Consider the following 22,124-nt stretch of genomic DNA (forward strand, 5'->3'; position numbering starts at 1 on the left):
GATCTCAATGAAAGGCATAATATTCCGTAGTTTGGAGGAGCTGGTGGTCGAAAATCTGGGAATGAGCGCCTGGAACGCGCTACTGGACGAGCATTGCCCTGCACATCGAAGTTATGTGTCAGCCGTCTCCTACCCGGACGAGGAACTATTTGCCCTGGCCAACGGCGTCGCCAAGCACATGGCATTACCGTTGCCTGATGTATTGGGCGTATTTGGGCGTTACTTATTTGGCTCACTGGCTGCTAAGCATCCTACTGTACTTGCGGAACTGGATACATTTGAAAAGTTAATCGTGGCCATAGACAGTGTGATACATGTGGAGGTAGCCAAGCTATATGATGAGCCGAACCTGCCAAAAATAGACACAGAAATCATCAATGACAGTGAGATAGTGGTTGACTATTGCTCCCCACGCAAGCTTTGCTTCTGCGCGGAAGGGCTTATTTATGGTGCGGCAGATCACTATAACAGGCAAATTGAGATTTCACATACCAGCTGTATGCACAATAATGATGACCACTGCCGTTTTGTCGTGAAAATTCTGGTTTAAATCTGATGTCGTGTCGCGTTTTGTGGTCTGAATTTTTCTGTCGACGGCCACACTGTGTCTATGGCGGGTAACCTGTACAATCGCAATGAGGTTATTTATGGATCAAGATAACAACGAGTATTATAAAGCGTATTTGAGAGAGAAGCAGGCTCGGGACGCACTTGAATCCTTGTTAGAAGATAAAACACGCTCTCTGTACCTTGCAAACCAGGAGCTGGAGGCGAACCTGGCGCAATTAAAGCGCCAACATGCTGCGATTTTGCAAAGTGAAAAAATGGCTACTTTAGGTGTAATGTCTGCCGGCGTGGCGCATGAAATCAACAACCCGTTAGCATACGTCAATAGCAACATCAGTACTCTTGGCCAGGTTGCAAAGGGCGTTGCGGATTTAATCAATGCGAGTCAGCGGTTCTCTGACAACGCACTGGATCAAGATACGTTTAAAGACACGTTTAGAAAGCTTGAGTCGCAGTACCAGTTAAGCTTTTTTGCAGACGATGCCCAGGAGCTGATAGAGGATTGTCAGGATGGCTGTCAGCGCATCGCAGTGATCGTGGCGAGCTTACTCGATTTTGCTCGGCCTAAAAACAATGAATTTGTAATGGCTGATATGACAGAAGCGATTGACAGCGCGCTGGCTCTGCTTGCGAATCAGCTAAAGCACATTAAGCTTGTTGTAAAACAGGTAGATATACCACTAAGCTATTGCAATCTGGCTGCATTAAATCAGATGGTAATTAATCTTTTGATGAACGCAAAATATGCTTGCGAACAGGCAAAAGCACAAGGTCATTGTCAAACCCCCCAGATTACACTTCGGGTACAACCCACAAAAGAACAGATACTGATTGAGCTTATAGACAACGGCACCGGGATAGAAAAGGGCAACCTTGAACATGTTTTTGAACCTTTTTTTACCACTAAACCCGTTGGCCAGGGCACAGGTATGGGTCTGGCTGTTGCTTATGGCATAGTTTCGGAGCACAAAGGTGCAATTAGCGTCGAGAGTAAGCTCAACGAAGGTACTAAAGTGACCATCACATTTCCTGTCAGGGCGATCAGTTAAATACTCTTCTCATTTCTGTATTGTCGTCTTCCATAGATCATTGTAACCCTAATAGCATGTCCCTTTATTGGGCCTGTAGCACGTATTTATCAGTGTTAACGTTGACGTTAACGTGATGTTTCTGGTCTGACCTTGACTGTTTTATATATAACCGTTGGTTATAAGGTATTCTCAAATTGAGTATTGATTCTGAACTTATTCGCATAAAAATAACTTATCAATATAGATAAGTTTTTCTTTTTAATTCCAGTTTAAGGTATTTAACTGGTTGTTCTTATTGCAATAGAGGTGAATATATAAACTGTCATATATGAATTTAGCTCATTTAAAGTTTCTTTCGTGGAGCGTGTAAAAAGTCCATTCATTTGAATAATTGATACGTAAAAAGGATGGGTTTTGTGATTTTGCTGATTAAAAAGTAGTCACGCTTACGTTGACGTACTTTATTTCTATGTTAGCTTTACTTTAAAAATGTTAATCACTAAAACGGTAAAGGTTGAAGAAAGTATGAAAACGAGAAACAAATTCAAGGTGGCAATGCAGCTCAGTGCAATCGCTATTGCTATTGGCTCAACACAAGTTCATGCCTATGATTGTAACGGACTTGCTCCCTGGGAATCGGGAAACGCTTACACTGGTGGTCAGCAGGTAGAGCAAAACAACAATGCTTATGAAGCAAACTGGTGGACCCGCTCTGAGCCTGCGACAAATTCTGGTGACTGGCAGGAGTGGACTTGGCTGGGCCAGTGTGACAGCGTTGTCGAAAATAATCCTCCGGTTGCCAGTAACTTACAGCCAGCTAACGGCACAGAATTCGTCGTTAATGACAGCGTTGCCATTAGTGTTAAGGCGGTAGATTCTGATGGTACCGTGAACAAGGTCGAGTTCTTTGTAGATGGTAGCTTAATTGCCACTGACGTAAGCGGCACCGCAGATATGTTTGACGCGCAGTGGAGTGCGAGTGTTGGTACGCATGATATTAGTGCAACGGCATATGATGACAAAGGTGCTGCATCAAATGTTTTGACTACTCAAGTTGTTGTAAAGCCAGCAGATACCGGCAACAAAGCGCCAGAAGCACAATTGCTGGTTAAGAGCCAGCCTGCTGAACTGATTATCGGCTCAGACGTTGTGTTCGGCCTGTCGGGCAGTGACGTGGACGGCCAGGTGACCAAGTTGACGTTTACGGTAGATGGTGTCGAGGTGGTCACAACTAATGGCAGTGCGACGGATCACACGTGGACCGCACAACAGCTCGGCCCGGTTTCCTTTACTTTAACAGTTACTGACGACAAAGGTGCAACAGCAAGCGTGTCTCAAACGCTCACCGTTGTTGAACAGGGGCAAGGTGGTCGGGATGATTGTAAACCAGAAGGCTTATTCCAGACCCCGGGTTTTAATACACCCTATTGTACTATCTATGACGTAAATGGTCGTGAGAAAATGGGTAGCGATCACCCGCGCCGTGTTATCGGTTACTTCACCAGCTGGCGCAACGGCGCAAACGGTCAACCGTCCTATCTGGTTGATGATATTCCATGGGATAAGATCACCCACATCAACTACGCGTTTGCCCATGTGGATGCTAACAATAAAGTTTCCATTGGCGATCCGGCTGCACCCGGTAATCCGGCAACGAACATGGAGTGGCCGGGTGAAGCCGGCGCTGAAATGGACCCTGCATTGCCTTACAAAGGTCACTTTAACCTCTTGAACAAGTATAAAAAGCAATATCCAGACGTTAAAACCCTAATTTCAGTAGGCGGTTGGGCAGAAACTGGCGGTTACTTCGGCAGTGATGGAAAGCGTGTCAACAGTGGCGGTTTCTACACTATGACGACCAATGCCGATGGCAGTGTGAATCAAGCCGGGATAGACGCATTTGCAGCGAGTGCTGTGGACTTCATCCGTACTTATGGATTTGATGGTGTTGATATTGACTATGAATATCCAACTTCAATGAACGATGCCGGTCACCCGGATGATTTCCCTATTTCTAACGCGTTGCGTGCGGGATTGAATGCGTCTTACCAGGTGTTAATGAAGCGCTTACGTGAAGAATTGGATAAAGCCGGACAACAGGATGGCAAGCACTACATGCTAACGATAGCTTCGCCTTCTTCAGGTTACCTGTTACGTGGTATGGAGACCTTCCAGGTTACGAAATACCTGGATTATGTCAACATCATGTCTTATGACTTACACGGCGCATGGAACCAGCATGTCGGACACAATGCCTCATTGTTTGATACTGGCGAAGACTCAGAGTTAAAAGCGTGGAATGTGTATGACACAGCGCAATTCGAAGGCATTGGCTACCTGAACACCGACTGGGCAGTAAAATATTTCCGTGGTGCCTTGTCCGGTGGTCGTATCAACATTGGTATCCCATATTATACACGGGGCTTTAAAGACGTGCAGGGTGGCACAAACGGTTTATGGGGTCAGGCAGCGTTCCCTGATCAGGCTAACTGCCCGCCAGGTACAGGCAAAGGTGAAAAGAATAAATGCGGCAACGGAGCAGTAGGTATCGACAATCTGTGGCACGATAAGAATGATGTCGGACTGGAGGTACCAGCCGGTTCTAACCCGCTTTGGCATGTTAAAAATCTGCAATCTGGTGTGTTAGGGAGCTACCTTGCTGATTATGGCCTCGACCCAGTTACAGATCCAGCAGATGCAATTACCGGTACTTATGCGCGTCACTATGACTCTGTTGCTGTTGCACCCTGGTTATGGAATGCTGAGAAAAATGTATTCCTGTCTATTGAAGACGAAGAGTCAATGGGCACCAAAGTGGACTATGTCATCAACAATGGACTGGGCGGGATCATGTTCTGGGAGCTGGCTGGTGACTTCGACTATGATGCTGCCAAGGGCGAGTACTTTATGGGCTCCAGCCTGACTACGCTGGCCTATAACAAGTTCAATCAGTCCGGCGCGCCATATGATATTCACCCGGGTAATGTGAACTTCCAGGTACCTGCGGAGTCGGTCGATGTCAGCTTTACAGCCAAGGATTTTCCTCTTGGCGATGACAACTATCCAATCGCCCCTACGTTTGCCTTTACCAACAACTCTGCAATCGACTTGTCTGGTGCCAAGATAACGTTTGATGTACCTGTTGCAACCTCTGCAATCTTTAAGTCCAACTGGAATGCGCAGGAAAAGTTGGGCATGGCGGTTGAAGTGAATGCCTCTAATGCAGCAGGTAACAATATTGGTGGATTTGAAAATGAATTCCACCGCTTCTCTATCACACTGGTTGATGAGTGGGGCAACATTCCAAAATCCTTCGCGCCGGGTGAAACGGTCAATGCACAGGTGATGTATTACATGCCGATCACCGGCCCGGTTAACTTTGTTGCAGAGAAAGACGGTAAACGGTACGCCTTTAAGTTCGAGTATCCGCAATTGCCAGATGCTAAACCTGGCGACGGCAATGGCGGACCTATCACAAGCTGTGAAGGAGTCCCTATCTCACAGATCACGGTTTACCCGGAGTTTCCTAAGGGAAGCCACGCAGCTCAGGGGGATCTGATCATTGATGGCAATGGGGTGTACAAAGCGAAATGGTGGAGTAATAAACAACCATCGACAAGCTCTGATTACACCAAGGTTTGTAGTTTGTAACCGACCCATTTTCACACCAGAGGGGCTTCGGCCCCTAGATAGAGGCAAACTATGAAAACGTATATCTCATTATCGCAGCAAACAGCTATCGGTGCGCTTGTGCTGTCGGCACTAAGCTACAGCGAGCTGGCAGCAAGTCATGGCTATATGGATTTTCCTATGGCAAGACAGGCCATCTGCGAAGATCAGGGCGGCTACTGGTGGCCAGAAGATGGCTCGAATATTCCGAATGCGGCTTGCCGGGCAGCGTATCTGGAATCGGGTTATGTGCAGTTTATCCAGGAGCACGAATTTGCAGTCAATACGCCTGATTATAACAATCAGCAGGCCGTAGAAAAGAATATTCCGGACGGTACGCTATGCGCCGCAGGCTCTCACGAAAAGCGTGGTATGAATTTGCCATCAGCTGACTGGCAGAAGACCGATGTCAGACCTAATGCAAACGGTGAACTGGCAATTCGCTTTCATGCGACAACACCACACAACCCAAGTTTTTGGAAGTTCTATCTGACTAAACCAGGCTTTGACCCTGCGACAGACGAAATGACCTGGAGCAGCCTGGATTTAATCACAGAAATAGGCAATGTGGATTTTGTTAAAGACCCGGATGGCAAGCGAATATATGAAATGACCGTTCAAATACCTCAGGGTCGCTCCGGTAATGCCATTTTGTATACACGCTGGCAGCGCAACGATGTGGTAGGAGAAGGCTTTTACAATTGCAGCGATATCAACATTGTGAGTGATACCCAGCCCGTTGACTGGTATGCAGCAGGATTTTTCGTTAGTCGTGGTCAGACTGCAAATGTCGGCGACCACATATGGGCAAGGGTATTTGACCAAAACGGCCAGGAAATTGTTAAGCACTCATTAGCTGTTACCACACAAAATCAGGCCAACTGGACCAGTGTGTTAGCGGGTCAGCTAAATACGACCTATGCCAACGATGTACAAGTGGGTGTGAAGCAAGCCACTGGCGACGTGATATTTGATGAAGCCAATTTGTTGAGCAACCAGGTATTTGTCACCGATGCTGCTTACACCTATAACCTCACAATTGTGCCCAAAGCACCCAATACTCCGCCAACGGTGCATCAGCCGGAAGCGGTTGTGATGGACGAAAATACGGAAGTTCAGGTACATGTACATGCGTTTGATGATGAACAGACTGAGCTGACATATAACTGGACACTTCCAGCAGGATTGTCGATGACAGGTAGTGGCGCCACCATTGCTTTACAAAGCGGCGAAGTAGTAGCAGATACCCAGTATATCGTGTCAGTCGCAGTTTCAGACGGTGAGTTAGAAACGTCAAGAGACCTTAGTGTGACAGTCAAAGATGTTCCTGTATCGACTTATCCGCAATGGCAGGCCTCAAGCACGTACGTTGGTGGCGATAAAGTGTCTCATGGCGGCAAAAATTATGAAGCCAAATGGTGGACCCGAGGAGAAGAGCCAGGGAAAGCCCAGGTATGGAAAACGCTGTAATCAGTTAATAATTTTTAGTAGTACCAGTAAATCACCCCCTGGGGTTTGGATATAACATGTAAATAAGGTTGAGAAAGTAATGAAGATTAAACAAATTAGCACGGCGATTGGCCTGGCACTGATGAGTGGTTCAGTAATGGCGGCTCCCTCTACACCTAGCCTGAGCTGGGAACCGCAAGTGTATTCATTTGTCGATGTCGTACTCGATGGCAATGGCTCATACAAAGACCTGGTGACGGCCAAAGACAAAGTGGACATTCAGATTAAGTGGAACGCCTGGAGTGGCACAGGAGGTGATAGCTACAAAGTATACTTTGATAACCAACTGGTCAATGAAGGCGCACTGGAAGCCGGCACCAAGGGGGGCACTATCACTTTCCCATACACCCAGTCCGGTCGTCATACTTTGTATGTTGAACTGTGTGACAGTACAGGTTGTGCGAGAAGTGCCGGTAAAGAGATTGTGATTGCTGATACAGATGGCGGCCACCTTGAACCACTGCCTATGGATGTAAACCCCAATAACCGCAACAATGGCACAATCCCGGGTAAAGTGACCGGTGCATATTTTGTAGAATGGGGAATTTACGGCCGAGACTTTGATGTCACCAATATTCCAGCACAAAACCTGAGTCACTTACTGTATGGATTTATTCCAATCTGTGGCGCGAATGAATCGCTAAAAGAAATAGAGAACGGTAACAGCTGGCGTGCTCTGCAAAAGGCCTGCGCTGGCACTGCGGATTATGAAGTTGTTATTCACGATCCCTGGGCTGCTGTACAGAAAACGCTACCCGGTGTTAATCAGAACGACCCGATCCGCGGAACGTATGCCCAGCTGATGGCACTTAAACAGCGTTATCCGGACCTTAAGATCTTACCTTCAGTTGGTGGCTGGACGCTTTCAGACCCATTTCATGGCTTCACGACTAAGGCAAACCGCGATGTATTTGTTGCTTCAATGAAGAAATTCCTGAAAACCTGGAAGTTCTACGATGGCGTAGACATCGACTGGGAGTTCCCGGGTGGAGATGGTCCTAACCCGGATCTGGGCGACCCGATCAATGATGGTCCGGCTTATATCGCATTAATGGCTGAATTGCGTGCCATGCTAGACGAGCTTGAAGCGGAAACCGGTCGCACCTACGAGCTGACTTCTGCGATAGGTTCAGGTTACGACAAGATTGAAGATGTAGATTATCAGGCCGCGCAGCAGTATATGGATTACATCTTCGCAATGACATATGACTTCTACGGTGGCTGGAATAATGTAACAGGCCACCAGACGGGTTTGTATTGTGGCTCTCACCTGAGTCAGGACGAATGTAATGGTACTGGTGTTGATGATAGTGGGGAGCCACGTAAAGGGCCTGCTTATACCGCACACAACGCGGTGCAACTGTTATTACAGCAAGGTGTTAACTCGAAGAAGATCGTCATGGGAGCCGCGATGTACGGTCGTGGCTGGGAAGGCGTGATGGATCAAAACACCACTATCCCAGGTAACCCGATGACTGCGCCGGGTAACGGCAAGTACACAGGCTCAACGTCAGAAGGCGTCTGGGAGCCTGGGATCATGGACTATAAGGCAATCGCTGCCAACCTGGTTGGGCCAAATGGGACAGGTCTGAATGGTTTTGAAGTTGGGTATGACGAGCAGGCAGAAGCCGCTTACGTCTGGAACCGCAGCAATGGTAAATTACTAACGTTTGACAGCGCTCGCTCTGTTGAGGCGAAAGGTCGTTACGTCAACTTGTATGACCTGGGCGGCTTGTTTGCCTGGGAAATCGATGCGGATAACGGCGATATTCTCAATGCTATGTACGATGGCCTGACAGGAGGCGTACCTGTGAATAAGCCTCCGGTCGTTTCTGTTGACAGCAATGTCACAGTGCAATCGGGTGGTTCAGTAACCGTTACTGCTACGGCTTCAGATCCAGATAACCAGCCGCTGACTTTTGCATGGAGCGCATCAAGTGCACTGACGCTTGCTAATGCAACCAGTGCTGCTGTCGGCGTCACTGCTCCAGTTGTGACTCAAGATACCGAGTACACGCTGACTATCGCCGTGTCTGATGGTGAAGCGACCACGACGCGCAATGTCACTGTGCTGGTAAAAGCGCCTTCAACAGGTAATGACGCGCCCGTCGTAACACCGATTGCAGCACTGTCGCTGGCTGAAAATACCAGTACATCAGTACAAGTCAGCGCTACGGACCCCAATGGTGACGCATTGACTTACTCCTGGTCTGCAAGCAATGGCTTGACTGTCAATGGTCAGGGGGCAAGCGCTACAATTACGGCTCCGGAAGTGACTCAGGATACGACTTATCAGGTGACCGTTGCTGTGTCGGATGGCGTTGCGACTACCACTGTGTCATTCGATGTGACGGTAACCGACGCAGCGGTAGGTGCCGATCCCTGGGAGAGCAACAAAGTCTATGTAGGTGGCGATCGCGTTAGCTACCAGGGCAAGTTGTACGAAGCTAAGTGGTGGACTCGCGGTGAGGAACCAGGCAAAGCCATGGTCTGGAAAGCGCTCTAAGCTATGTTGATATCAGAGGACGGGGTATGTGCCTCTGATTGACCAAGGGATTGGCCAACAATAACCAATAAAGGCGCTCAGGCGCCTTTGTTTTCTGTCAGATATCCTTCATAATCTAGCTAATATCAATGATAGCTAGACGTCGTGCATTTACTTTTTCTTTTGTTTTTCCTACCCGTCGTTGCTTTTGCCAATGCACAGTGCGAAACGCGCTACAAGGTTGGTGTTGGCACCAGCTGGCCACCGTACGTGATGTATCGCGATACAGTCCCTTATGGCCTGGATATCGAAATTACCCGCAAGGTGTTCAAACATGCGCAGCTTTGCATCGACTTTGTTCAGTTGCCATCATCCGCGCGCGGGATCACTGAGCTTTCTAAGGGCTTTATAGATATCCTGCCTTCAGCCAGCTTTAATACTCAAAGAGCCGAAGTGGCGTTTTTTAGTCAGGCGTATCGCCGTGAGAGAATGCGTTTATTTACCCGCAAAGAAACGGTGAGAGAAGTCAGAAGCCTGACTGAACTATTTGCGGCAGAGCACACCTTTGTTGCTAATCCTGGTGCTTACTATGGTAAAGAGCTTGAACAGATTTTGAAGATCGCCTGGTACAGAGAGCGGTTATTGGAAGTGCCCAGCATCAGCCAGCGCATGCAATTGGTAAACAAAAAGCGTGTCGATTTTTTGATAGAAGACGAGTTTTCTGGTTATTACTACATAGAAGAGCTGGGGTTTGAGCAAATGCGGATCCATCCCTATGTAGTCAATGATAACGCGATTCATTTTATGTTAAGCCGAAAATCATTTAATAAACAGCAAATCAATGAGATCAATGCGGCTATTGATGAACTGAAAGGCGAAATCGCTGATCTGATCCATCAATATGGAATAGAAATGGAAACGCGTGGGCGAAGCGTGCGTCTTGAAGCGTTTTACGGAGTGTGAATATGTGCAAAACAGGGTTGATAATATGTGTGTTACTGATGGTATCAGCGACTAGCATCGCCAAAGAGCTGAAGCCATATCGTTTTGACACCATGCAAGTGAACCTGGATGCTTTGTTATTTGACCGTACTGACCGGATTAAACCGGCAAAAAGTGACTTTAAGGTAACGCGCAGTATCGCAATGTCGAACGACGACGGGTACCGCGCAGTGTTGCTCAGTCTTGAGAACCTTTCATCAGGGCGGCGTATTCTTGAGCCGGAGCAACTTATGGTAGTTTATGCTGACGGCACTGCTCTGCAGGTAAGTGCATTGCCGCACAAAGTAGTTCTTGAGGGGTATGAGAAGCGTAGCTTCACACTTGAGCTGGGCGCGAATGACTATCCTGTAGTTGCGATTGTTTCGGCCAATAATTCAGGATATTAAGGAAGATGGGATTAAAGCAAATCAATCGGCTGCACGCAATCTCAACCAAGCCAACGCGGATGATCCTGGGTCTGATGAGCGGCACTTCTCTGGATGGCTTAGACATGGCATTGTGCGAGGTAAGTGGCTCAGGGCTCGATACGCAATGCAAATTGTTAAAGTTTACCACCATTGCATACGACAACGACTTTAAAGACAAGGTACGTCAGGTCTTTGCTAAAGATACGGTCGACTTTGAGTACCTGACTTTACTAAACCCCTGGCTAGGTAACTATCACGCAAGGTTAATCAACCAAGCCTTGTCACAGTGGCAAGTAATGCATGAAGAGATCGATTTGATTGCCAGCCATGGTCAAACTGTATTCCACTGTCCTCATCATCAGCATAGCTATCAAGACTTTGCTGACGGTACGCTGCAGTTAGGTGATGGCGATCAGGTAGCAACACACACGCAAATCATCACAATTTCTGATTTTCGACAAAAGCACATTGCTAAAGGCGGCGAAGGCGCGCCGCTGGCCCAGTATGGCGATTACTTGTTGTATCAAAGTGCCCAGGTTAATCGGGTTCTACTAAATCTGGGCGGAATTGCGAATTTCACGGTGTTGCCGCGAAGTGGTAAAATCGATGATATTCGTTGCTCAGACATAGGACCTGGGAATACACTGATGGATGCTTACTGTCGACGTTATTTAAGCCAACCCTACGATGAAGGGGGGAAGCTGGCGAGGCAAGGTCGAGTCTGTGATAGCCTGCTTGAAGCGTTAAAGGCTATACCTTTTTTCCGATACAATACGCCAAAAACGACCGGTCCCGAAGTTTTCAGCCTGACTATGCTAGAGCAAAAGCAGGCTCAGTACTCGAGGTCACTGTCCCATTATGATGTGCTTGCCACTTTAAATGAGCTCACAGCCTGGTGTGTGTTAGAGCATTTGCAATGTCTGAAGCTGAATGGGCCTACTCAGCTCATACTTAGCGGCGGAGGCGCGCACAATACATTGCTGGTCGAAAAATTTAAATCGAGCCTGCCAGACAGTTACGAAGTGTCAAAATTGTCCCAGGATGGTGTGTGTGTTGACTCGAAAGAAGCTGCACTATTTGCGGTCCTGGCAAATGAATGCGTAGCCGGGAGTGGTTTATTTTCGTTCGGTAAGATAAGTCTGCCTGGTTGAGCTTAGTAGGGCACTAAATTCATTACGCAGGTATTTGGCTATTGCCTGCAATATCCTACTTGTTGTCCCGTTATCATCTGCCGCGGCCCATTCATCTTCTTTTCGAGGGTGTATTTCACGAGGCAGGCAGGCCATATAGTCCATACTGTTTTTAACGCGCTGCTTATAACCCAGCAAACTTAATTGCAGGTTGTACGATCCGCTTTTTCCCGATCCCCCCAGATATATCTCTACTGTACCAGTCATGATGTCTTTTTCTTTAAGTTTATATATGCCTATAAAGTCAACGTCGCGATTATCCTGGTGGTTAGCTGTAATGCGGATCTGATTTCCTGACACCGCGTCTTGCGGGAGCAGACAAGAGACAATCAATTGATCTTGTTCTATATAAAACTCTAGCTGGTCAAACGGTGAGCCTTGTTCCAGAAAAAACAGCTGTTGTGCCTGGTCCTTGATATCAAAAGTTAAAGACCGTTTACGTGTATTCATGGTTTTGCCGAAAAATTAAACTGGGGCAATTATGCCGGGGTAATATGTCAAAATTATTAAAAAAGGGCCCTGTAATGAGCCCTTTTTATGAGTACCTGAACACTCTTGCCAGGTAAACGCTGTTACTTGATAGCAAGCATCAATAAGCCTGGCAGTACAAAGAAAGAACCCAGTACATATCCGAATGCCGCAGACTTATTACGTGTACCAATTCGTGCCAGTTTCTCGGCCAGTTGTAGCGGAATTTCACGGAGCAGAGGTAAGCCATAAATCAGGGCAACTGCGAACACATTAAACATGACGTGTACCAGCGCAATCGTCAGGGCAACTTCGGCATTAGGGCCTGTGATAGACGTTGCTGCCAGCAGTGCTGTGATTGTAGTACCAATGTTTGCACCTAGTGTGAATGGATAGATTTGACGTGTATTGAATACTCCGCTGCCTGCCAGTGGGATCATCAGGCTGGTGGTTGTAGACGATGACTGAACCATTACAGTCACAACCGCACCTGAGCTGATACCTGCAACCGGGCCACGGCCAATTGCACTGTGTAGTAATTCTTTAGCACGACCGACCAGTGCTTTCTTAAGCAGTTTACCTAGTGTCGTTACAGCGAACAGGATCATCGCAATACCGATAACAACCATAGCGATACCGACCGCTTTACCATCAAGGAAGCTGACTGCATCTTTAACCAGGCCGACAGCCGGTTTAACAAGAGGCTTAATGAAGTTGTAACTCTTAAGAGATAAGTCTGCATCACCCACAAAAAGGTGTGAAAGTGCGGCAGAGAATTTTTCCAACAGGCCAAACATAATTTCCAGTGGCAGGAAAATAGCGACTGCAAACAAGTTAAAGAAATCATGAACGGTAGATGCAGCAAAAGCACGCTGGAATTCTTCTTTGTCACGGATATGGCCAATCGATACCAGCGTATTAGTGATAGTAGTACCAATGTTTGCACCCATGATCATCGGAATCGCGATGCCTAATGGCAGGCCACCCGCAACCAGACCAACAATAACTGATGTTACAGTAGAAGAAGACTGAACCAGAGCGGTGGCAAATGCACCCAGCATTAATGCGACGAATGGGTTAGTTGCGAACGCAAAAATTTCTTTAGCACCTTCAGTGCCACCAGAAGCCAGTTTGAAACCACCACTGACCGTACCCACAGCGACGAGTACGAGGTAGACCAATAATGCGATGGCGGTCCAATTTAAGATTTTTGCAAAAAGAGAGGTTTGATTTTGTTCACTCATGATTTTACTCAGTTATGTCAGGCCAGCTTATGTGGCACTTTGATGACGTTTTTATTTCAGGGCGGATTAAAACAAAGTTATATGACAGAAATATTTCAATGCGACTGTCGTTTAACCAGGTACTCAAAATTAAAGGAGGCAGTGTGACATTTCGACCGTGAAGTATTTATAGAAGTTTTTTTAAGTTTCTAATAAACAATGCTATTTTGAACTTCGCAACAGTGTTACATTGGTTTACATTACTCAGGAGGCGATACGTAATTTCGTCTGGACTCCACATTTCATACACGATTTAGACCTATGATAGTTACAAATGGTTACCGAGTCTTGTTCATGCGCTTTATCTTTTTGCTTTTAGTGGGGTGTTTTTTGTTAACGGGTCATGCCGCCATGGCAGCTCAGCAGCAAAGCATCCTCTTAGATGACAGTACCACCGAGCTCACATTGCGTGATGCCCGCTTTTTTTACGATTATGATAAGCAAATAAAGGAGGTCAGCAATGTCTCCAAATATGTACAGCAGTTTGTTGCGCTGAGCGAAGTAAAAAAAAGGCCACAGCATGCGCTGTACTCGAAATGGGCCTGGCTGAAACTAGACAATCGGAGCAATACGACTGATTGGGTCATGTCGTTTGGCTTTGCCAGATTGCCCAAACTTGCCGTGTACGTGCTTGAGGATGGCCGCTTTAAGCAAATTCACTCACAAGACGCGAGTGCCAGCTTCGAACAACGGCCTATCCATGATCCTCAAATGTATGTTCCCCTGAACATCAGGCAGGGCCACAGTGAGTTCCTGGTTGAGTTCCAGACATTTGCTAACGCACCGGCTAATCTGCGCTTACACGCACCAGCGCATTACTTGTCGACCTCACAGTTAAGTATATTGACGAATGCCAGCCTTGCTGGTGTTGTGGCCGCTATTTTGCTGATTGTTATAGTTAACCTGGCATTTAACCGTAACACCACAAACGTATTCTATGCCCTGTGGACTTTTCTGTTTTTGCTTATCGTGATCGATATGGCTGGCTTTACATTTCAGTATTTCTGGCCAAATTACGGCTTTTTCAGCGGCCAGTTTTCGATAGCGCTGATGGCCATTGTGCCGATATTTCATCTTTTGTTTGTGCGTGGTTTTTTACAACTAAAGCACTATCATCCGACGCTGAACACCTTATATGTTTGCGCGACCTGGTTGTACATTCTGCTGGTGCCTACGGCGTTGTATCTGCAAAGTGTTTATTTTAATTTATTAGCCAGCACGTTTGTCATCCCCTTGTTTGTCTATACCTGTGTGTGGAGTTTTAGGCAACAAGGCCCTGGAATGCGTACCTTTACCTATAGTTTGGTCAATCATCTGGTATTTCTGAATTTGTTGACCATAGTTGGGGCCAGTTATGGCAATCTAATTGATTTGTTTCAGATCACCTCGTTTATCAAGATTGGTTATCTAATCGAAGTCTTGCTATTCACTGTCGCACTGGCATTACAGCATAAGTCTCTTCAGGGGCAGTTAGTTCGACACCTCGAACAGCAAGTTAATGCGCTTAATCGCACAGTTGTGAGTGAAAGGCAGGTCGTAAACGAGCAGGTAAACCAGCTTAAAGCAAAAGAGGAGCAGCTGTTTACCGATCTGTCACATGAATTGCGTACACCACTGACTGTGATGAAGATCCAGGTCGAATCTTTACAGTACAATATTGTTGAAAACGTGGAAGATTCCTACGCCAAGTTAATGGCGAAAATTGACGAGCTACATAAGTTTATTGATCAGCTGATGCTGGTTACCACAGACAAAGACGTTGCAAATATTCTGAATAAAGAAGAAATTAAGGTCGCGCATTTCATCAACGAAACTTTCCAGACCTGTATGACCTATGTGGACCCGAAAAAAGCCAGGCTCGAAATCATTAACCGACTAGACCCCCACTTTACCATGCAGTTTGACAGACGTTCTATCGGTAACGCGATATTGGAGGTCGTCAAGAATGCCCTGAAATACGGCGGAGACGGCGTTGATATAAAAATGAGTGCGCAGGTTACACAGCAACACCTGGTGCTGCGTATTGAAGACTCGGGTATGCCGTTGTCATATGATGCTCACAGGCAGCTCTTTCAGCCTCTGTTTCGCGAAGAAGCGTCACGTAGCTCACTCAGCGGTGGTAAGGGTATGGGACTGGCTGTGTGCAAAAAGATAGTCGAATGTCATGGTGGTAAAATCGAATCACACAACAGTTTACTGGGCGGACTATGCATAGAAATTATCCTGCCAACCTCAGAGGTGGATGTCGCGTTGGCGTAGAAAAGAGTTGTAATCTGTTTGATGTCTGGCAGACTGCGCTGCGATTTAGATAAAGAATAAGGTTACAGACATGATAAGAAAAACCCTGGTAGCGCTCGTGGTTGGTTTGGCACTGACAGGATGTGAAGTGACTTCTGTCAATACGCAGTCGCAGCAGCAAAGTGTTGAACGCTCAGATGCCAACGCGCAGATGAAGGCACTTGCACAGTCATACTTCGATGAGGGGATCACGCTCAGCCCGCTATCTGCGACCTTTTTCGGTATGTCTGAGTACAATGACAAATTTGAGCCGCCACTTGGAGAGGCCAGCCTCGCGCAGTCTCGTGCCTTTACAGACCGGTACCTGGCGCGTCTCGAAGCACTCGATAGCAGTAAGCTATCCGGCCAGGCTAAACTGTCTTACGACATTCTTCATTATGAACTGCTGCAAAGTAAAGCGGCTGAGCAGTTTGATGGCCAGTATTTGCCGATCGATCAGATGTACGGCTCACACCATATTTTTGCTTCACTGGGCTCGGGCGAAAGCGCTCAGCCTTTTAAAACGGTAGACGATTACAGCAACTTTCTGAAACGCGCAGACGGTTTTGTTGCCTGGCTGAAGTCTGTACAAACTATGATGACGCAGGGCATTGAACGTGAGGTGGTGTTACCGCGTGCGATCACCGTTAAGGTCATTCCTCAGTTTAAAACACACGTCGTGGAAAAAGCAGAAGACTCCATATTCTGGGGCCCCATTAATAACCTGCCCGAGACTTTCTCAAGCGAAGAAAAGCGTCAAATTACCCAGTCTTACAAGCATTACATCGAGCGCACTTTGGTTCCGGCGTACCGAGACATGGTCCACTTTCTGGAAACAACCTACCTGCCTGCGTCCAGAACCACGGTTGGCTATAGTGCATTACCCAACGGCGAAGCCTGGTATCAGCATTACATTAAAGAAAACACCACGCTGGACATGAGCGCAACAGAAATTCACCAGCTGGGCCTGAGCGAAGTTAAGCGCATTCGCAATGAAATGAGCAATGTTAAGGAACAAGTCGGCTTTGAAGGTGATCTTCAGGCATTTTTCCAACACTTGCGTGACAGCGAGGAATTTTATTTTTCTTCAGAGGCTGAACTGATCCAGGCCTACGAAGAAGTGAAAAAGAAAATTGATGCACGCGTGCCTTTGTTATTCGATATTAAACCTAAGGCAGATTATATCGTCAAACCTGTGGAAGCGTTTCGTGCGGCATCGGCGGCCGGTGCATCGTATGAAAGCCCGGCACCGGATGGTTCTCGCCCCGGTGTTTTCTATATTAATAGTCACAACCTGAAGGCTCAGCCAAAGTTTATCGTAGAGACACTATCAATCCACGAGGCCGCGCCCGGGCACCATTTCCAGCTCGCGTTGCAGCAGGAAATTGACGACCTGCCTGATTTCCGTAAGTTTGGCGGCTCGACCGTGTTTGTTGAGGGCTGGGCGCTATATGCAGAAAGTTTGGGTAAAGAGCTGGGTCTGTTCACCGATCCGTATCAATGGTACGGCCGTTTGGCAGATGAGCAGCTCAGAGCAATGAGACTGGTCGTAGATACCGGCTTGCATGCCAAAGGCTGGACGCGTGACCATGCGATTGCCTTTATGCTGGATAATTCGTCGATGGCCAAGAGCGATGTTGAAGCCGAAGTTGAGCGCTATATTGCGTGGCCAGGCCAGGCGGTATCCTATAAAGTGGGCCAGTTTAAGATCCGCCAGTTGCGAGAATACGCCGAACAAAAACTTGGCGCAAAGTTTGATATTCGCGCATTCCATAATCAGGTACTGATTGACGGTGCTTTGCCAATGCCTGTGTTGCAGGACAAGATAGAGCGCTGGGTCGAATCTCAAATGTAACCTCGCCAGTTCACAGGCCAGCTTTGCGCTGGTCTGTTTCTTTTAGTACAATCTGCGCCCCCTTATCTATGTGGCAGACTGTCGTTATGAGCACAACTCCTTTTTGGATTGAAAAATCACTTGAAGAAATGAACCAACAGGAGTGGGAAGCCATCTGTGACGGCTGTGGCAAATGTTGCCTGCATTCCTTCATAGATTCAGACGAAGATGAGGAAGAACAATTTAGTAGCACCGACGTACTGCGTGAGGGGGAAGAGTTGTTGTATACCGACGTGGTGTGCCAATACAGCGACGCAAAAACCTGTGCCTGTACCCGATATTCAGAGAGACAGACACTGGTGCCATCATGCGTGCAGCTCACCAAAGACAATCTGAAAGACATCTTTTTTATGCCACAATCTTGCAGTTATCGCCGCTTACACGAAGGTCGTGGCCTGGCGAGCTGGCATCCGTTGCGTCACGAGGGCTCAAAGCAGCCAATGCATGACGCAGGGATCAGTATTCTGGGTAAGGCCATCAGTGAACAGGATGTCGATCTTGAGAACGACTTTGAAGATCACATTGTCACCTGGCCTGAACGTGATATTGATTAATACCAGGCTGTTTAAACTCAGAAGGCGACACTCTCTCCTTCGTTAAGAATGTAAATGGGCCGCTGGGGTGCCAGTGTTTGTTGAACATGGAGCAGCCGAAACAACGCGGAATGTGACGTTAAATCGCCCATTTTCCAACTCATATTGCCATACCCCCAGGGGACCACTTGCTGACAGTTGAGGTCGTCGGCAGCCACCAGCATATCTTCGGGTGTAAGGTGAACATTGCGATACCATTTGCCATACTCCTCGTGGTGATAAGAGGCTATGGGCAGGAGGCAAACGTCAATATCACCGTACTTCTGTTGTATGTCTTTGAAGTGGGGCGAGTAACCCGTATCACCCGCATAAAATAAGGTCTTTCCCTGGTACTCAAATATCCAGCCACCCCATAAGGTTGCGTCATTGTCTTCTGTTAGGTAGGGCACAACGATCCGGCTGCTGAAATGATGAGCCGGCACAAAGTGCACGCTAAGCTGGTCTTGTTGTGCGCTGGCATACCAGGCCATTTCATTGATCTTATAGCCGCCGCTGGCAAAGTAGTCGGCAAACCCCAGCGGCGTATAATAAGTTGGCTCGGTGCCTAGGGTGTCGATATCTGCTTTATTGAAATGGTCGTAGTGTATATGCGAATAAACGACTGAGGTTAGCTTATTGAGCTCCTGATCTGAAGGCCACAGAGGCTCAGTCCGATAAAAGCCGCCGGTCCATTTAAAGCCCAGGTCAATCGGCCAGTCAAACTGCTGACTCACAGGGTCAACCAGCACTTGTTGTCCGTCAGGCATAGTGAGCAAAAAGCTGGCGTGGCCAAGCCATTTTACGTTAAAGCCCAGTGTGGTGTTGATTTCGGGGCGCTCGCCTGTGTAACGGCATTGCTCCATGCTTTCACGACATTCAATCAGCGGGGTAGGCGGGTAACAGTCCTGCTCACAAGTGTAAGGGTAGCGCTCTGGCTGTTTATAGAGATTGGCAAAACGGTCTGTGTAGCCCTGAGATGTTTTGTATTTTACCACCGTCTGGTCCGACTGAGTCACTTCAACCTGGTTGGCGGTACAGGCACTCAGGCAAATGATGAAAGGCAGGGCGAGATAAGGTTTGTGCATAAACGCGTCTTTTTTTATTCTTTTACTGTGTTAGGCTTAGCTTAGCATAAGTGATTAGCACAAAATCAAATAGTTAGATGTAAGCAGGTGTTACTACAATACTAATTTGGTTGTTTAGTTGATGAGAGTACAAGATGAGCAGAGTTTCTCCAGAAACCTGGTATGCCTTAGGGTTTTTCTTTTTGCTGATCCTGGGCCCCTTTACAATAGGCTGGGGTATAATGAAGGCTTACCGCTGTTATTTTCCTAAAACGCCACCGACGGAGGATGAGAGTTCAGTGTCTGTGGTGTCGCAGCTCAGTGCGCAGCGAGATGGTTTCTTTAAACTTTATCTGCTTGGTCTGGTGATTTGTTCGCCCGGATTTTATTACATTTACACTGAATATTTGGCGCATATTTAATTCTCCTTACAAGTGGGCTTGCTGAAAAGGCGCATCCTTGCACCCGCTCTCACAGCCTGTTAAGCAATGTCTTTGTAACTTGGCAAGGAATCAAACGCGCCATAGCGTGTTACGGCAAACGCGCCGCAGCGGCTGGCGTACTCAATAGCACGATATACGCTGTCCCGAACGGCCAATATGGTGTCGATAGGCAAGTCTGAACGGATAAAGGTTGCCAGTAAGGCGCCAACAAACGCATCTCCCGCAGCGGTTGTGTCTACCGCGGTTACATCGGGTACTTGCACCTCGCCCTGATAAGTCTGCCCATAAAAGCGAACAGCTTGCTTACCATCGGTGATGATCAGCAGCTTTACATTTGCTGCCATGATGGCGTCGAGGGTATGCGACTGAGGCTGACCCGGATGACTGTGCTCGTTCAAAAATACCAGTTCCTCGTGTGACAGCTTAACAATGTCTGAGAGCGAAATTACATGCCAAATGCGCTTTGCGCAGTGGGTCAGGGATGTCCAGAGGTTTTCTCTCAGGTTCATATCAAAGCTGGTATTCATGCCCTGAGCGCGTGCCTGAGTTAAGGCATGGACGGTTGTTTTATAGATGTTGGTTTCGGTCAGGCTATTACTGCATACATGTATCAATGAATGCGTATCGAACATGCTGGGATCAAAGTCGTCAGAGCGAAATAGCAGATCAGCCGCGGGGGGACGATAAAAACTAAAACTTCGTTCGCCGTTTGAATCCAACGAAACGAACGCCAGCGCGGTTTTGGCTTTGTCTGTCGAGCTTATGTAATCACAATTAACCCCATGGGATTGCAACTCTTGTTTTATAAAGTGGCCAAACATGTCATCGCCGACCATACCGCAAAAACTCGCTGCAATACCCTGACGGGCAGCGGCAACGGCAACATTGGCCGGCGCGCCACCTGCGTATTTAGTAAAAGATTCAGGCGTTTTTCCGTCTGACAGGAAATCTATCAGGGCTTCACCAAAACAAACCAGGCTCATAATGCCTCCTGTGCTAGTTGCTGGGCTCTGAGTACTTCGTAGCAGGCGCCCATTGTATGATAATCGGTTTTCCCGGCAGGGCTTTTTTCGTTGCTGTATGCCTGGTTTCGTTTATCCAAAATGCGGTACCAGGCACCATGCTCATGATCTATCATATGATCCCAGCAATACTGCCATATTTTGTCATACCACTGCCAGTAGCGGTTTTCACCCGTTGTGAGTGCCAGCAGCGCCGCAGCGGCAAAACTCTCGGCCTGAACCCAGAAGTATTTGTCTGAGTCGCAAATGCTGTTATCCGGCGCAAAGCCATAGTATATTCCTCCATGCTCCTCATCCCAGGCAGTTTCAAGCGCCGTATCAAACAGGTAACGGGCGCGTTCAATCATCCAGTTTTGTGGTTTGTGTCGATACAGGATCAGCAGCAGCTTACTCCACTCAGTTTGATGACCAGGTTGAAAGCCCCAGGGCCGAAACAGGTGCTTGGGGTTATCCAGGTTATAGTGCCAGTCAATCTGCCAATTATCACTGTAGTGCTCCCAGACAAGGCCGTTGGCTAATTCAGCCTGCTGCACGGTCATGGTAAAGGCAAGCATATGTGCGCGTTCAAGGAATTTATTATCCTGCGTGGCCTCAAAACACATGAGCAATGCTTCGCACATATGCATATTGGCGTTTTGACCCCGGTAAGGGTCAGCGATACTAAAATCACCATTGTACTCGTCCAGGTATAGCTGATATTCACTTTGATAGTATTTGTCTTCCAGTAAAAGCCATACCGACTCTATGGTCTCAGCCGCTGAATCAACACCGGCCTTAAGCGCAACCGCGTTGGCCAGTAAGACGAACGCAAGGCCGTAACAGTGGTTGGTATTGTCTTCAACCTGGTTTTTACTGATAACCCACGCGTAGCCACCATTGGGTTGTTTGTGTGTTTGCTCAAGAAAGTCCAGACCATGGTGAACCAGTTCGAGGTATTCAGGCTCACGGGTTTGCAAATAAGCCATTGCATAATTGAACACAAACCGGGTACTTGATACCAGGTGGCGATCATGGTGGTTGTAAATCGTGCCGTCATCCAGAAAATAGTGGAAAAACCCACCACCTGAGTCAACACAGCACGGATGGTAAAAGCCCATCGTACGGTTGATATGATTAAGTAAGAAGTCATCGTTTCTGAAGTTTATAGACATAACCTATCCAGTGTGTCGTTAATTAGCCTGAGCATATTTACCCGGCAATACCTGCATTTGATCTTACTCTAGCATCATCAAAAATAAATT

The 22,124-nt window shown here is 47.4% G+C and carries 17 protein-coding genes; 12 read left to right on the top strand and 5 right to left on the bottom strand.

From position 1 onward, the window contains the following. Nucleotides 1-7: 7 nt before the first annotated feature. The 8 genes from MHN33_RS10760 (at nt 8) to MHN33_RS10795 (ending at nt 11,821) form a co-directional block, all read left to right on the top strand. Nucleotides 8-550, top strand: coding sequence for a heme NO-binding domain-containing protein (locus tag MHN33_RS10760; protein WP_239397935.1), 543 nt, complete (start codon nt 8-10; stop codon nt 548-550). Between the two features lie 97 nt (nt 551-647). Further along, nucleotides 648-1,616, top strand: a complete 969-nt coding sequence (locus MHN33_RS10765; RefSeq protein WP_239397936.1) for an ATP-binding protein — start codon at nt 648-650, stop codon at nt 1,614-1,616. 507 nt (nt 1,617-2,123) lie between these two features. After that, complete coding sequence (locus tag MHN33_RS10770; RefSeq protein WP_239397937.1) at nt 2,124-5,249, top strand: glycosyl hydrolase family 18 protein; 3,126 nt, start codon at nt 2,124-2,126, stop codon at nt 5,247-5,249. 51 nt (nt 5,250-5,300) lie between these two features. Further along, the gene (locus tag MHN33_RS10775; protein WP_239397938.1) at nt 5,301-6,737 is read left to right on the top strand and encodes a lytic polysaccharide monooxygenase; all 1,437 of its coding nucleotides are present in this window, start codon (nt 5,301-5,303) and stop codon (nt 6,735-6,737) included. Between the two features lie 79 nt (nt 6,738-6,816). Beyond that, nucleotides 6,817-9,282: a glycosyl hydrolase family 18 protein gene (locus tag MHN33_RS10780; RefSeq protein WP_239397939.1), complete on the top strand. Its 2,466-nt coding sequence runs from the start codon at nt 6,817-6,819 to the stop codon at nt 9,280-9,282. A gap of 144 nt (nt 9,283-9,426) precedes the next feature. After that, on the top strand, nt 9,427-10,224 hold the full coding sequence (locus MHN33_RS10785) for a transporter substrate-binding domain-containing protein (protein WP_239397940.1): 798 nt from the start codon (nt 9,427-9,429) through the stop codon (nt 10,222-10,224). 38 nt (nt 10,225-10,262) lie between these two features. Next, nucleotides 10,263-10,649 carry a hypothetical protein gene (locus MHN33_RS10790; protein ID WP_239397941.1) on the top strand — a complete coding sequence of 129 codons (387 nt, stop codon included), beginning with the start codon at nt 10,263-10,265 and terminating at the stop codon, nt 10,647-10,649. Between the two features lie 5 nt (nt 10,650-10,654). After that, nucleotides 10,655-11,821: an anhydro-N-acetylmuramic acid kinase gene (locus MHN33_RS10795; RefSeq protein WP_239397942.1), complete on the top strand. Its 1,167-nt coding sequence runs from the start codon at nt 10,655-10,657 to the stop codon at nt 11,819-11,821. On the opposite strand, the gene MHN33_RS10800 is transcribed toward MHN33_RS10795, so the two are convergent. Together MHN33_RS10800 and MHN33_RS10805 are read right to left on the bottom strand one after the other, a co-directional pair. Next, complete coding sequence (locus tag MHN33_RS10800; RefSeq protein WP_239397943.1) at nt 11,786-12,310, bottom strand: hypothetical protein; 525 nt, start codon at nt 12,308-12,310, stop codon at nt 11,786-11,788. The genes MHN33_RS10795 and MHN33_RS10800 overlap by 36 nt on opposite strands. A gap of 122 nt (nt 12,311-12,432) precedes the next feature. Then, nucleotides 12,433-13,572 carry a Na/Pi symporter gene (locus MHN33_RS10805; RefSeq protein ID WP_239397944.1) on the bottom strand — a complete coding sequence of 380 codons (1,140 nt, stop codon included), beginning with the start codon at nt 13,570-13,572 and terminating at the stop codon, nt 12,433-12,435. Between the two features lie 300 nt (nt 13,573-13,872). On the opposite strand from MHN33_RS10805, the gene MHN33_RS10810 reads away from it, so the two are divergent. The 3 genes from MHN33_RS10810 (at nt 13,873) to MHN33_RS10820 (ending at nt 18,336) form a co-directional block, all read left to right on the top strand. Beyond that, a complete protein-coding gene (locus MHN33_RS10810; RefSeq protein ID WP_239397945.1) occupies nt 13,873-15,870 on the top strand; it encodes an ATP-binding protein in 1,998 nt (665 codons plus the stop codon). Between the two features lie 70 nt (nt 15,871-15,940). Beyond that, a complete protein-coding gene (locus MHN33_RS10815; RefSeq protein WP_239397946.1) occupies nt 15,941-17,743 on the top strand; it encodes a DUF885 domain-containing protein in 1,803 nt (600 codons plus the stop codon). 86 nt (nt 17,744-17,829) lie between these two features. Beyond that, nucleotides 17,830-18,336 (top strand): YcgN family cysteine cluster protein, encoded by a 507-nt coding sequence (locus MHN33_RS10820; protein WP_239397947.1) that lies wholly within the window; start codon nt 17,830-17,832, stop codon nt 18,334-18,336. 17 nt (nt 18,337-18,353) lie between these two features. Here MHN33_RS10820 and MHN33_RS10825 read toward each other — a convergent pair whose 3' ends face one another. Beyond that, nucleotides 18,354-19,439, bottom strand: coding sequence for an MBL fold metallo-hydrolase (locus MHN33_RS10825; protein ID WP_239397948.1), 1,086 nt, complete (start codon nt 19,437-19,439; stop codon nt 18,354-18,356). A 134-nt stretch (nt 19,440-19,573) separates the two neighbouring features. Between MHN33_RS10825 and MHN33_RS10830 the strand changes: the two genes are divergently transcribed. Next, nucleotides 19,574-19,840 (top strand): hypothetical protein, encoded by a 267-nt coding sequence (locus tag MHN33_RS10830; RefSeq protein ID WP_239397949.1) that lies wholly within the window; start codon nt 19,574-19,576, stop codon nt 19,838-19,840. A 59-nt stretch (nt 19,841-19,899) separates the two neighbouring features. Here MHN33_RS10830 and MHN33_RS10835 read toward each other — a convergent pair whose 3' ends face one another. Continuing rightward, nucleotides 19,900-20,844, bottom strand: a complete 945-nt coding sequence (locus MHN33_RS10835; RefSeq protein WP_239397950.1) for a carbohydrate kinase — start codon at nt 20,842-20,844, stop codon at nt 19,900-19,902. Continuing rightward, entirely contained in the window at nt 20,841-22,034 is a 1,194-nt protein-coding gene (locus MHN33_RS10840; protein WP_239397951.1) for an AGE family epimerase/isomerase, read from the bottom strand. Before MHN33_RS10840 ends, MHN33_RS10835 begins: the two co-directional genes overlap by 4 nt. Between the last annotated feature and the right edge of the window lie 90 nt (nt 22,035-22,124).

The sequence above is a fragment of the Pseudoalteromonas sp. OOF1S-7 genome, from assembly GCF_022347765.1.
Lineage (GTDB): Bacteria > Pseudomonadota > Gammaproteobacteria > Enterobacterales > Alteromonadaceae > Pseudoalteromonas.